Raw genomic sequence first — 12,632 nt, forward strand, 5'->3', positions numbered from 1 at the left:
ATCAGACCGGCAGTTCCGTCGGCCGCCGCCAGCGTACCCAGACCGCCAGCAGCATGCGGGTGAACACCGTCGCGGTGAAGAGATGGGTCAGCAGGCCGAGCGTCAGCGAGGTCGCAAAGCCCTTGATCGGGCCCGAGCCCATGCCGAACAGCAGCACGCCCGCGATCAGCGCCGTCAGGTTGGAATCGATGACCGCCGTCAGCGCCCGGTCATAGCCGGTGGCGAGCGCGCTGAAGGCCGAGCGGCCGCCCTCGCGCTCCTCGCGCACGCGCTCGTAGATCAGCACGTTGGAATCGACCGACATGCCGACCGTCAGCACCAGGCCGGCGATGCCCGGCAAGGTGAGCGAGGCCCCGAGCATCGACATGCCGGCGAACACCAGCAGCATGTTGACCAGCATGGCGAGCGAGGCGAAGCCGCCGAACAAGGGGCCGTAGACGAACAGCATGAACAGGATGACCAGCCCCGTCCCGACCAGCGCCGCCACCGTGCCGGCGCGGATCGCGTCGGCGCCGAGGTCGGCGCCGACCGTGCGCTCCTCGATGATGGTCAGGGTCGCGGGCAGCGCGCCAGAGCGCAGCAGCAGCGCCTGCTCCTGGGTCTGCTGGGTTGTGAACTGGCCGGTGATGATGCCGCTGCCGCCGCAGATCGCGCTCTGCACGACCGGGGCGCTGATGATCTCGTTGTCGAGCTGGATCGCCAGCCGCTTGCCGATGTTCTGGCGGGTCGCCGCGCAGAAGGCGCGGCCGCCGGCGCCGTTGAAGGTGAAGGAGATGATCGGCCGCCCGCTCTGCTGCTGATCGAAGGTCGCCTTGGAGTCGTCGAGATCCTCGCCGCCCACGATCACGCGCTTGAACACCGGCAGGCAGGGCGGCTGGTAGCGCCGGCACACCTGCTCGGGCGTGAGCCGCGGGTTGGCGCCCATGATCTCGTCAAAAGCCTTGGGATTGGCCTGGCGCAGCGCCTGCATGCCCTCGCGCGTCGGCACCAGCATGGTGGTGGGCGGCAGGTTGGTCGGGATGTTCTGGCCGGTTTGCGCCACGTCCTCGTTGACCAGATGGAAGGTGAGCTTCGCCGTCTGGTTGATCTTGCGCTTGAGGTCGGTGGTGTCCTTGATGCCGGGCACCTGCAGCAGGATGCGGTCGTCGCCCTGGCGGGTGATGGTCGGCTCGATGGTGCCGGTCTCGTCGACGCGGCGGCGCAGGATCTCGATCGACTGGTCGATCACTTCCTTCTTCTTGCGCACCAGGTCGACGTTGGAGAAGGTGAGCTGGAGGGTGTCGCCCTGGCCGCCGACCTGCAGCGACGGATCGATGTTGCGGATGCCTTCGATCGCCTTCTGGCGCTGGCTCTCGTCGCGCAGCACCACGATCACGGCGTTGCCGCCCTGCACGGTGACGTCCTTGATGCCGACCTGCTGCTTGCGCAATTCGCCGCGCACCGAATCGCTCAAATTGGCCAGCCGCTCGTTCAGTACCGAGCGCAGGTCGGCTTCCAGCAGGAAATGCGCACCGCCACGCAGGTCGAGGCCGAGATTGACGCGGCTCTGCTGGTACCAGCCCGGCAGCTTGTCGAGCACCGACTGCGGCAGCACGTTCGGCAGGGCGAACAGGATCGCCAGCGCCGTAACGCCAATGATGCCGATGACCTGCCAGCGCGGAAGATTGAGCATGACGGTGGCGGCTTACTTCTTGCCGCCGCCGAACAGGCCGCCCAGCAGGCTCTTGCGCTCGGCCGGCGCTGTCGCCGGCTTGGTCGGCAGCAGGGGCTTGTCGTCCTCCTCGGACTCCTTGCCGCCGCGCACCGATTCGCCTCTGGTGATGATGTCGGTGATGGTGCCCTTGATGATGCGCACCCGCACGCCTTCTGCGAGTTCCACCTGCAACTCGTTGTCGCCGATCACCTTGGTGACCAGGCCGATGATGCCGCCGCCGGTGACGACGCGGTCGCCGCGCTTGACGCCGGACAGCATCTCGCGCTGCTGCTTCATCTTGGACTGCTGCGGGCGGATCAGCAGGAAGTAGAAGACGATGAAAATGAGGACCAGCGGGAAGAGCTGGACGAGAAAGTCCGAACCGCCTCCACCGGCGCCCTGCGCCCACGCTTGCGAGATCAACATCGTCCCTGCTCCGATTCTTCATATCTTTCCGGACACGCCGAAAAAGCGCGCGGACTATAACCACCCTTGGCGGCTTTGCAACGCAAGGGCGGGGCGATATGGTCGCCCCCTTTTCGGCCCGATTTTGGGGTCGACATGGGCGCTGGATGACAATGGATCAAGAGCTTAAAGCCACGCTTTCCCGTATCGCCGGGGCGCTCGACCGCCTGGCCCCGCCGGCGCCGGCCGGCGCCGACATCAGGGGAGCGGAGGCCTATGTCTGGCATGCCGCCGGCCACCGGCTGGAGGCGGTCTCCAAGGTCAACCGGGTCGAGCTCGACCTGTTGCAGGGCATCGACCGGCAGAAGGAGACCCTGCTCGACAACACCCGCCGCTTCGCCAAGGGCCTGCCGGCCAACAACGCCCTGCTGTGGGGCGCGCGCGGCGCCGGCAAGAGCTCGATCGTCAAGGCGGTCCATGCCCACGTGAACCGCGAGATGGGCGGCCCGCCCGGCCCGCTGGCGCTGGTCGAGATCCACCGCGAGGACATCCCGTCGCTGCCCGCCCTGCTCCACCGCATCCGCGAGACCGACCGGCGGTTCGTGGTGTTCTGCGACGACCTCTCGTTCGACGGCCAGGACGCGGCCTACAAGTCGCTCAAGGCGGTGCTCGAGGGCGGCATCGAGGGCCGGCCGGAGAACGTGGTGTTCTACGCCACCTCCAACCGCCGCCACCTGATGCCGCGCGACATGATCGAGAACGAGCGCTCGACCGCCATCAATCCGTCCGAGGCGGTGGAAGAGAAAGTCTCGCTGTCCGACCGGTTCGGGCTGTGGCTCGGTTTCCACAATGCCGACCAGGACACCTTCTTCGCCATGATCGAGGGCTACGCCAGGCGCTACAAGCTCGGCGTGTCGTCGGAGGACCTGCGCAAGCAGGCCGTCGAATGGTCGGTGACACGCGGCGCGCGGTCCGGCCGCGTCGCCTGGCAGTTCATCCAGGAAGTGGCCGGCCAACTCGGCAAGAAGCTGGAGTAGACCATGAGCGGTCCCGAAGACGTCCTGTTCTCCCCGGCGGTCAAGGCGGAGCAGGAGCGTCTGGGATCGCGCCCGATGTTCGAGGGCCGCGACTGGAAGACGGAGATCACCGACGACCTCCGCCAGTTCCTCGACGCCATCGACACCTTCTTCTTCGCCACCGCCAGCGCCGACGGCCGGCCCTACATCCAGCATCGCGGCGGGCCGCCCGGCTTCCTGAAGACGATCGGCACCCATACGCTCGCCTTCGCCGACTTCGCCGGCAACCGGCAGTACATCTCGCTCGGGCATCTCAAGGAGAACGACCGGGCGCATATCTTCATCCTGCATTTTGCCACCCAGCAGCGTGTGAAATTGTGGGGCCGCGCACGGGTGGTCGAGCACGATCCGGAGCTGATGGAGCGGCTGGTCGATCCGGCCTACAAGGCGCGGCCGCAGCGCGCGATCGTGTTCACGCTCGAGGCGTGGGACGTCAACTGCAACCAGCACATCATCGCGCGCTACAGCGAGGCGGAGATGGCACCGGCCGTGAACAAGCTGATCGCGCGCATCAGGGAACTGGAAGAAGAAGTCGCGCGCCTGAAGGCGGGCTGACAGGGTCTGCCAGCCGCCGTGGCAGCGTCTCGTTGCAGACGGACCAACGTTTTCCGCCAGTCCTGCCACGCTGCCCGCACGCCCGCCTCCTCCGCGCGAAAAAAGCATCCCGAGAGTCCGCGGACGCGCGAGGACGCGGCGAGCGGAAGACGTTGGCGGGTCGAAGGCGGATGTCATCGTGGGCGCCACCCTGCACCAGCGCGCGCCAGACTCCCAATATGGGCAATGGCCGCGATTTTTCGGCAAAAGAATCAATATGCGACTCGCGTTCCATTGCCCAGAACGCGACTCGTGCATGCAGGCCTATCCACACCCGAACCGGCCGCTAGAGTGCGGGCATGAAGCTTCTCGTCGCCAATCCCAACACCTCGACCGGCATCACCGACCGCCTCGTCGCCTCCGGCAAGCTGGTCGCGAGTGCCGGCACCGAACTGATACCGATGACCGCCTCGCGCGGCGTGCCCTACATCGCCACCCGCGCCGAGGCCGCGATCGGCAGCGCGATGTTCCTCGAGATGCTGGCGGAGAAGCGCGGCACGTTCGACGCCGCGATCTGCGCCGCCTTCGGCGATCCCGGGCTGGGCGGCGCGCGCGAGCTGTTCGACTTCCCGGTGGTCGGCATGGCCGAGGCGGCGATGCTGGTCGCCTGCACGCTCGGCCGCACCTTCGGCATCGTGAGCTTCTCCAAGTCGCTCGAGCCGTGGTTCGCCGAGATCGTCGCCTGGCACGGCCTGTCGGACCGCTGCGCTGCGATCCGCATGCTCGATCGCCCGTTCACCAACATCGACGCGGTGGCGGACGAGATGGAGCAACTTCTCGTCGATCTCGCCAACGAGACCGTCGTCGATCACGGCGCCGACGTGATCATCCTGGCCGGCGCGCCGCTCGCAGGCCTCGCCAACAAGATCCGCGAGCGCGTGCCGGTGCCGCTGGTCGACGGCATCCAGGCCGCCGTGACCATGGCCGAGGGCCTGGTACGGATCAATCCGCGCAAGCCCACCGCCGGCACGTTCCGCCGGCCGGGGCCGAAGGATTCCAAGGGGCTGGCGGAGGCGCTGGCCGACGTGATCGGGCACAAGGATGCGTGACCGAGTCGTGCGGGACATGAGGGGCTACGGCCGCACGCCGCCCGATCCGAAATGGCCCGGCGGCGCGCGGGTCGCCGTCTCGTTCGTGATCAACTTCGAGGAAGGCGCCGAGATGTCGCTCGGCGCCGGCGACGCCTTCAACGAGAAGGTCTACGAGGTCAGCGACGAGGTCGCAGGCGTGCCCGACCGCTGCATGGAGTCCCATTTCGAGTACGGCACCAAGGTCGCGTGGTGGCGCATCGCCGACGCGTTGGCGCGGCTGGGCGTGCCGGCGACCGTCAGCACCTGCGGCCGCGCCGCCGAGCTGTCGCCGTGGCTGATCCTGGACGCGGTGAAGCGCGGCCACGAGATCTCCTGCCATGGCTGGCGCTGGGAGAAGCACGCGCACATGACGGAGGACGAGGAGCGCGAGGCGATCGCCAGGACGGTGCGCGTGCTGACCGAGATCGCGGGCCATCGGCCGGTCGGCTGGCACACCCGCTCGACGCCCTCGCCCAACACGCGGCGGCTACTCGTGGAGGAAGGCGGCTTCCTCTACGACAGCGACGACTATTCCGACGAGCTGCCGTTCCAGGTCGAGGTGTCGGGCAAGAGGCATCTGGTGATCCCCTACAGCTTCGACACCAACGACATGCACTATCACCAGGGCTTCCACCGCTTCGTCACTGCGCGCGATTTCGCCGAATACACCACCGACGCCTTCGACACGCTGTGGGCCGAGGGCGGACGGATGATGTCGATCGGCCTGCACCTGCGCATGATCGGCCGCCCGGGCCGCATCGCTGCAATCGACCGCATCGTCGGTCACCTGAAAGCGAAGGGCGGCGCCTGGTTCGCGACGCGCCGGCAAATCGCCGAGCACTGGACAGCCCAGATGTCATCCCGAGCGTAAGCGAGGGATCCTTCCTGCGATCTCAAAGATCCCTCGCTACGCTCGGGATGACAGGTTCTTTCGGCCGCACGATCTTCACCGTGCAGGTGGCGTGGACGATCAGCTTGCCGTCGGCGTCGCGCAGGTCGCCGTCGAGGAAGCCGACCGAGCCGCCCCAGCGCAGCACGCGGCCCTCGGCGAATACCGTGCCCGGGCCGACCGCTTCCATGAAGCTGATCTTGAGCTCCAGCGTCGGCACGGCGCAGGCGAAGCGGCCTTTGGCGATCGCGGCGTGGGCCATGGCGATGTCGACCATGCCGGTCAGGAAGCCGCCCTGGGCGATGCGGCCCTGCGAATGGCAGAAGGCGGGCACGATCTCGAAGCTGCAGCGGCAGGTGCCGCGCCCGGAATCGACGGCGAGGAAGGCGCCGTTGAGCAGCCGCGTCGGCTCGACCCGGTTGTCGTTGAAGTGCCGCAGCATGCCGGCGTCGGTCATCGCCGCGGCATCGACGCCGGCGAAATCGGGATGGGTCGAGGACATCGGGCGCGGACTATAACGAACGTGCCGACGCCCGCACCTTCTCCAGCAATCCGATGAGGGTGCGCGTTTCGGCCGCCGAAAGGCCCGAGGCGATGCGCTTCTCGTGCGCCTTCACCAGCCGCGCGAAGCGGGTCAGCGCCTTCTCGCCGGCCGGCGTCAGGCCGAGCGCATGGGTGCGCCCGTCGGTCGGTGAATCGCGGCGCACCAGGAGGCCACGCGCCTGCAGCCGGTTCAGGATCGGCACCAGGGTCGAGCGGTCGATGCCGAGCGCCCGCGCCAGCGCCATCTGGCTGAGCCCCGCATTGCGCTCGACCAGCACCAGCAGGCCGAACTCGCCCGGCGTCAGCGCCTCGCCGGCCTGGGCGAAGGTTGCGGCGAAATCGGCGAAAACCGCCGACTGGGTGCGCCGCAGCACGTAGCCCAGCAGCGACGGCAGCACGCCGCGATCGAGGCTGAGTGTGGGGTTTTTGGCCGATGGACGAGCCATGGTCCGAGTGGTAAACGGAGATTGTTTGGGGAGCAAACAAATTCGGATGGGCGTTATCTCTCCATGAGCTTCAAGGTCCGCATCGCCAAAGCCAACCGCACGATCGAGGTCGAGACCGGCGCCACCATCCTGTGGTCGGCGCTCGACCAGGGCGTCGACTATCCGTTCGGCTGCCAGTCGGGCAACTGCGGCGCCTGCAAGTCCCACCTCGTGAGCGGCGAGGTGACGATGGAGGGCTATTCGGAATTCGCCCTCTCGGACGAGGAGAAGGCGCGCGGCCTGATCCTCGCCTGTCGCGCCGTGCCGTGGGAGGACTGCGAGGTCGCCTGGCTGGAGGAGGACGACCTGATCGTCCATCCGCGTCGCATCCTTGCCTGCAGGGTGGTCGGCCTCGACGACGCCACGCACGACATCAAGCGGGTGCGGCTGGCGATCGACTCGGGCGGGCCGTTCGATTTCTCGGCCGGCCAGTTCGCCTCGGTGACCTTCGCGGGCTGCGTGCCGCGCGATTATTCGATGGCCAACGTGCCGGGCGATCCCATCCTCGAATTCCATGTCAGGCGTTCGGTCGGTGGTACGGTCAGCGCCTATGTCGCGGAGACCCTCAAGCTTGGCGACAGCGTGCGGGTCGAAGGCCCGTTCGGCCCCTCCTACCTGCGCGAGAGCCATCGCGGGCCGATCATCGCCGTCGCCGGCGGCTCGGGCCTGGCCCCGATCAAGTCGATCGTCGAGCGCGCGCTGGCGCAGAAGCTGCCGCAGCACATCCACCTTTATTTCGGCGTCCGCACCGAGCGCGACCTCTATCTGCACGACCATTTCGCGGCGCTGGCGGCAAAGCACGGCACCCTGCACTTCACGCCGGTGCTGAGTGAGGCGAGCAACGGCTCCCATCGCAGCGGCCCCTATCGGACTGGCCTGGTGCACGAGGCGGTCGCGAAGGACTTCGACGAGCTCGACGGCTGCAAGGCCTACCTCGCCGGCCCGCCGGTGATGGTCGAGGCGGCCACGAAATTGTTCGAGCAGCGCGGCATGCGCCGGATCGACATCCATGCCGATGCCTTCTACACGGCAGCCGAGATGGCCCAGGCGGGCAAGAAAACGGGAGCGGAACTATGACGGGACTTCTCGACGGACGTTCAGCCATCGTCACCGGCGCCGGCCGCGGCATCGGCCGGGCCATTGCCGAGTCTCTGGCGGCCGCGGGCGCCAACGTGATCGTGGCCGATGTCGGCGCCTCGATCGGCGGCGACGGCGCCGATCCCGCGCCGGCGCGCGAGGTCGCGGAGGGAATTGGCAGGAAGGCGATCGCCTTCACCGAATCGGTCGCCTCGCCGGGTGTCGCGAAGCAACTGGTCGAGATCGCGGTCAAGAACTTCGGCGGCATCGACATCGTCGTGAACAACGCCGCCATCCTGCGCGACGCCTTCGTCTTCCGCGCCGATCCGCGCGACTGGGACGCGGTGATCCGTAACAACCTCTCGGCGCCGTTCTACCTGATCAACGCCGCCTCCGGCGTCATGCGCGACCAGGGCAAATCGGGCCGCGGCGGCGCTGCCTACGACTGGGGCCGCATCGTCAACATCGTCTCGTCGGCGGGCCTCTACGGCAATCTCGGCCAGTCGGCCTATGCCAGCGCCAAGGCCGGCCTGTTCGGCCTGACCCGCGTGGCGGCAATGGACTTGGCTCGCGCGCAGATCACCGTCAACGCCGTGGCGCCGTTCGCGCGCACCCGCGTCACCGACATCATCCAGCCGGCCAACGAGGCGCAGAAGACCTACAAGGAGCGCGCGCTCAAGATCGGCGCCAACCACGTCGCCAACCTGGTGACCGCGCTGTGCACGCCGGCCGCCAAGGGCATCACCGGCCAACTCCTCGGCGTGCGCGGCCGCGAGGTCTTCCTGTTCGGCCAGCCCAGGCCGGTGGCCAGGCTCGAGGTCGAGAAGCCGGAGGCGCTCGCCGCCGACCTCATCGCCAGGCTCGGCGGAAAGTTCACGGACATGACCACCGATCTCGAAGCCTTCAACACCGAACCCCTCGTCTAGTGGAGCCCGTGATGACCGACCTCGTCGTCAAGACCGTCGAAGAGCTGAAGAACGCGCCCGCGGAATATCGCGAGGCCGTTGGCAAGCTGGTGATCAGCCACGCCATCAACGAACTCTACGGCGCGCAGGTATTCGACGAGCCGGCCATCGCCTACGCCCCGACGCCCTACGCCAAGTGGCTGACCTGCCGCGTGGCGATGGAGGAGTACGGCCATCACGTGCGCTTCCGGCAGCTCGGCACCCAGATGGGCATCCCCGAGGAGCGCATGGTCCCCGGCACCGGCAAGAAGCCGCTGTCGATCTTCGAGTTCCCGCTCAAGACCTGGGAGGAATTCGTCGCCATCAAGCTGCTGGCCGACCTCGCCGAGATCCTGCAGGTCGAGGATCTCCTGCACTGCACCTTCCATCCGCTGCGCAACCTCGCGCGCGCGACCATGCCGGAGGAGCGCTTCCATGCGCAGTTCGGCGAGGACTTCTCGGCCGAGCTGATCAAGACGCCCGAGGGCAGGGCGCGCCTGCAGGCGGCGGTGAACGGGTACTGGCCGTACCTGCCGAAGTTCTTCGGCAGCTCGAAGTCGAAGAACAACGAGATCTTCCGCAAGTGGAAGATCAAGCAGCGCACCAACGACGAGATGCGCGAGGACTTCGTCCAGCGCGCCACCGAGGTCGCCGCCAAGTACGGCCTCACCCTGCCCGAGGTCCGGCAGGCGGCGTGATCCGCGCAGCAAGCGCCTGATCCCATCCGGTGTCATCCCGAGCACAGCGAGGGATCTAGAAGGCCATGAGCATAGATCCCTCGCTGTGCTCGGGATGACACCGAGTTTGGGTGATATTGGTTCTTCGACCCGCGCGCTGCGCGCCGAAATCAGCGCGGCTTCGTGGTTCGCCGCGCTGGGCGAGCCGCTGACTGACGGCGATCGCACCGATGCCCTCGCCTATGCCAACGTTGATGACGTCACGCTCGTGACGTCGTGGCCCGAGGCCGAGGCGTTCCTGAAGGCGCCGGCCTCGCTCGCGTGGTGGGATCGCGAGGAAGCGCTGCGCAAGGCGCTGCTGGCGCGCGCCGAGGCAAAGGTTCCGGAGCGCGCGCTGTGGACGGCGCTCACCGAGCTCACGACCGAAGCCGGCGACCTCGTGCACGGCAGGGCCGCGACCGCCGCGGCGCGCATGGGCGGCGCGGCCCCGGCCTCGATCCATGTCGCAGCGGGCGCGGCGGCGCAGGCGGTGTACCAGCTCGCGGTAGCGCGCATCGCCGGCGAGACGGCGTCGCTGTTCGAAAGCAAGTTCAGATTGTTCGCGGCCGGACGCTGGCCGCTCGGCGTCGCGGGCTCTAGGCTGGTCCTCTTCTAGAAGGGGACTCGATGAAGCGCAGCGCCGGCAAGCTCGAACGGCCGTTCGGCAAGCTCCACTACGAAGTGACGGGCAGCGGGCCGGCGCTGCTGTTCGCCCACGGGCTGGGCGGCAACCAGATGAGCTGGTGGCAGCAGGTCGCGCACTTCGCACCGCACTACACCTGCGTCGCCTTCGCCCATCGCGGCTTCGCGCCGTCGGATCGGATCGCCGAAGGGCCCGATCCCGCCGACTATGCCGGCGACCTCGCCGCGCTGGTCGATCATCTCGGCTTCGCCGACGTGGCGCTCGTCGGCCAGTCGATGGGCGGCTGGACGGTGCTCGAATACGCGATCGCGAATCCGGGCAAGGTGACGGCGCTGGTGCTGAGCTCGACCTCCGGCACCATCGACCGCCGCGGCGCCGATCCGTCGGGCGGCGCGACGTACGACGCCTGGCTCGAGGATGCTGAGGCGAAGGTCGCCGCGGGCCTCGCCCAGGGCGTCCATCCCGCCGTCGGCCTCGCCGCGGCGGCGCGAACGCCCGCGTTGCATCTTCTTTACAAGAGCGTCGACGAGATGGCGGGCGCGCTCGACAAGGAGAAAGTGCGCACAGGCTTGCGTCGCACAGCGGTCCGCACCCTCGACGGGCTGAAGGATTTCCGCGTGCCGACGCTGCTGATTGCGGGCGGCCAAGACGTTGTTTTTCCTGCGTTCCTCGCCGAGGCCATCGCCGCAAAGCTGCCCTGCGCCGACGCACGAGTGATCGCCGACAGTGGACACTCGCCATACTTCGAGCAGGCCGCTACGTTCAATCGCTTGGTGGAGACCTTCCTCTCGCTCCACCGCTAAGGAGGAGACGTTGTCCAAGGACAACCCGCGAATCGCCGTGCTGGGATTCGCCATCGAGTGCAATCGCTTTTCGCCGGTCAGCACCAAGGAAGATTTCGAGACCGACGTCGACATCCGCGGCAACCGCATCGTCACCGAAGGCCGCGCCGAGGCCTCTATCACCCTGCCCGACCTGCCGGGCTTCTTCGCCGAGATGGACAAGGGCGGTCCGTGGACGCCGGTGCCGCTGCGCGTCTCGCAGGCCCAGCCCGGCGGCCCGGTCGAGGAGACTTTCTTCAAGGAGTTCCTCGCCGAGATCGAGGCCGGGCTCAGGTCCGTGCTGCCGGTCGACGGCGTGTTCGTCTCCTGCCACGGCGCGGCGCTCGCCGAGGGCACCGACGATCCCGACGGCGACCTGCTGGAGATGGTCCGCAAGGTCGTCGGCCCCGACGTGCCGGTGGTCGCCGTGTTCGACCTGCACGCCAACGTCTCGCGGCGCATGACCGACACTCTCTCGGTGTTCGTCGGCTACCTCGAGAACCCCCACAACGACATCTACGAGCGCGGCGTCGAGGCCGCCAAGCACCTACGCGAGTGCCTGGCCGGCACCGAGACCGCCGTCACCATGGTCAAGGTGCCGATCGTCTCGCCGCCGATCGCGCTGCTGACCGCGCGCGGCCCCTATGCCGACCTGATCAAGTACGGCCAGACCAGGGTCGGCGGCGACATCATGAACGTCTCGGTGATGGCGGGCTTCGCCTACGCCGATTCGCCCAAGAACGGCCTCGCCGCCGTGGTCACCGCGCGCAACGGCAAGCGCGAGGCGGCAGCGGCGCTGTCGCTTGAGCTGGCGAAGCGCGCCTGGGGCATGAAGGAACGCTTCAAGCGCGGCATGATGGCGATGTCCGACGCCGTGCAGCTCGCCGCCTCGGTCGGGCGCGACCGCCGCCGCAAGCCGATCATCGTGGCCGACGTCGCCGACAATCCCGGCGGCGGGGCGCGCGGCAACACCACCTACCTGCTGCGTGCGCTGAAGAGCGCCAGCGCCAAGGGCGTGATCTTCGGCGTGTTCAACGACGCCGCCCTCGCCGCCCAGGCGCACGCGCTGGGCGAAGGTGCGATCTTCACCGCCTCGTTCAACACAAAGGAGACGCACGAGTTCTCCCTGCCCTTCGATTGCGAGAACGCCAAGGTCGTGAAGCTCACCGACGGCAAGTTCGTCGGCCGCCGCGGCGTGCTGCGCAACGTCGCCGCCGACATGGGGCCGTCGGCGGTGCTCGACCTCGATGGCATCCAGATCGTGGTGATCACCCACCGCTGCCAGTGCATGGACCCGCGCCAGTTCGAGAGCTTCGGCCTCGACATCGCCCAGGCGCGGGTCGTGGTGGTGAAAAGCCGCGGCCATTTCCGCGGCGGCTTCGACGAGTTCTTCAAGCCCGACCAGATCTACGAGGTCGACTGCCCCGGCCTGACCTCGCCGGTGCTGGCCAACTTCACCTGGACCAAGCTGCCGCGCCCGGTCTACCCGCTCGACGAGGAGACCGCCTGGACGCCGCCCGAGCGCGTTTGAGTCAAGGGTCTTCCGGACCGCGGACCTCCCGGTCCGCATCAGATTCATGAGCGGGCCTGGAGGCCGGCGGTCCGCATGAGAGCTTGACCGGCCGGCGCTCACGCCCTTCACTTGCAGTAACGATGAATCGGTGAGGGAGTCCGTC

General features: G+C 68.0%; 13 protein-coding genes and 1 pseudogene. 10 read left to right on the forward strand and 4 right to left on the reverse strand.

All coding sequences use genetic code 11. The annotated features are described in order from the left end of the window. Position 1 precedes the first annotated feature (1 nt). Together secD and yajC are read right to left on the reverse strand one after the other, a co-directional pair. On the reverse strand, positions 2 to 1,672 hold the full coding sequence (gene secD / locus J0J01_RS01620) for a protein translocase subunit SecD (protein ID WP_296378385.1): 1,671 nt from the start codon (positions 1,670 to 1,672) through the stop codon (positions 2 to 4). 129 nt (positions 1,673 to 1,801) lie between these two features. Continuing rightward, positions 1,802 to 2,119 (reverse strand): annotated as a pseudogene (gene yajC, locus J0J01_RS01625) (preprotein translocase subunit YajC); the annotation flags it as partial. Positions 2,120 to 2,265: 146 nt separating this feature from the next. On the opposite strand from yajC, the gene J0J01_RS01630 reads away from it, so the two are divergent. The 4 genes from J0J01_RS01630 to J0J01_RS01645 all read left to right on the forward strand — a co-directional run bounded on the left by J0J01_RS01630 (position 2,266) and on the right by J0J01_RS01645 (position 5,709). After that, positions 2,266 to 3,135: an ATP-binding protein gene (locus J0J01_RS01630; protein ID WP_296378387.1), complete on the forward strand. Its 870-nt coding sequence runs from the start codon at positions 2,266 to 2,268 to the stop codon at positions 3,133 to 3,135. 3 nt (positions 3,136 to 3,138) lie between these two features. Further along, on the forward strand, positions 3,139 to 3,729 hold the full coding sequence (locus J0J01_RS01635; RefSeq protein WP_296378388.1) for a pyridoxamine 5'-phosphate oxidase family protein: 591 nt from the start codon (positions 3,139 to 3,141) through the stop codon (positions 3,727 to 3,729). 338 nt (positions 3,730 to 4,067) lie between these two features. Next, the gene (locus J0J01_RS01640; RefSeq protein ID WP_296378389.1) at positions 4,068 to 4,817 is read left to right on the forward strand and encodes an aspartate/glutamate racemase family protein; all 750 of its coding nucleotides are present in this window, start codon (positions 4,068 to 4,070) and stop codon (positions 4,815 to 4,817) included. Beyond that, positions 4,810 to 5,709, forward strand: a complete 900-nt coding sequence (locus tag J0J01_RS01645; protein ID WP_296378390.1) for a polysaccharide deacetylase family protein — start codon at positions 4,810 to 4,812, stop codon at positions 5,707 to 5,709. Before J0J01_RS01640 ends, J0J01_RS01645 begins: the two co-directional genes overlap by 8 nt. Before the next feature lie 22 nt (positions 5,710 to 5,731). Here J0J01_RS01645 and J0J01_RS01650 read toward each other — a convergent pair whose 3' ends face one another. Together J0J01_RS01650 and J0J01_RS01655 are read right to left on the reverse strand one after the other, a co-directional pair. Next, a complete protein-coding gene (locus tag J0J01_RS01650; RefSeq protein WP_296378391.1) occupies positions 5,732 to 6,229 on the reverse strand; it encodes a PaaI family thioesterase in 498 nt (165 codons plus the stop codon). A 10-nt stretch (positions 6,230 to 6,239) separates the two neighbouring features. Beyond that, positions 6,240 to 6,716: a MarR family transcriptional regulator gene (locus J0J01_RS01655; protein ID WP_296378392.1), complete on the reverse strand. Its 477-nt coding sequence runs from the start codon at positions 6,714 to 6,716 to the stop codon at positions 6,240 to 6,242. Positions 6,717 to 6,779: 63 nt separating this feature from the next. Here J0J01_RS01655 and J0J01_RS01660 point away from each other — a divergent pair, with 63 nt between their 5' ends. The 6 genes from J0J01_RS01660 to J0J01_RS01685 all read left to right on the forward strand — a co-directional run bounded on the left by J0J01_RS01660 (position 6,780) and on the right by J0J01_RS01685 (position 12,487). After that, positions 6,780 to 7,832, forward strand: coding sequence for a 2Fe-2S iron-sulfur cluster-binding protein (locus J0J01_RS01660; protein WP_296378393.1), 1,053 nt, complete (start codon positions 6,780 to 6,782; stop codon positions 7,830 to 7,832). Next, entirely contained in the window at positions 7,829 to 8,758 is a 930-nt protein-coding gene (locus tag J0J01_RS01665; RefSeq protein WP_296378394.1) for an SDR family NAD(P)-dependent oxidoreductase, read from the forward strand. Before J0J01_RS01660 ends, J0J01_RS01665 begins: the two co-directional genes overlap by 4 nt. An 11-nt stretch (positions 8,759 to 8,769) precedes the next feature. Further along, positions 8,770 to 9,474: a Phenylacetic acid catabolic protein gene (locus J0J01_RS01670; RefSeq protein ID WP_296378395.1), complete on the forward strand. Its 705-nt coding sequence runs from the start codon at positions 8,770 to 8,772 to the stop codon at positions 9,472 to 9,474. Between the two features lie 85 nt (positions 9,475 to 9,559). After that, entirely contained in the window at positions 9,560 to 10,108 is a 549-nt protein-coding gene (locus J0J01_RS01675; RefSeq protein ID WP_296378396.1) for a hypothetical protein, read from the forward strand. A gap of 11 nt (positions 10,109 to 10,119) precedes the next feature. Next, on the forward strand, positions 10,120 to 10,938 hold the full coding sequence (locus J0J01_RS01680) for an alpha/beta hydrolase (RefSeq protein ID WP_296378397.1): 819 nt from the start codon (positions 10,120 to 10,122) through the stop codon (positions 10,936 to 10,938). A gap of 10 nt (positions 10,939 to 10,948) precedes the next feature. After that, positions 10,949 to 12,487, forward strand: coding sequence for a M81 family metallopeptidase (locus J0J01_RS01685; RefSeq protein WP_296378398.1), 1,539 nt, complete (start codon positions 10,949 to 10,951; stop codon positions 12,485 to 12,487). Positions 12,488 to 12,632 lie beyond the last annotated feature (145 nt).

The sequence above is a fragment of the Reyranella sp. genome, assembly GCF_017305915.1.
Taxonomy (GTDB): domain Bacteria; phylum Pseudomonadota; class Alphaproteobacteria; order Reyranellales; family Reyranellaceae; genus Reyranella.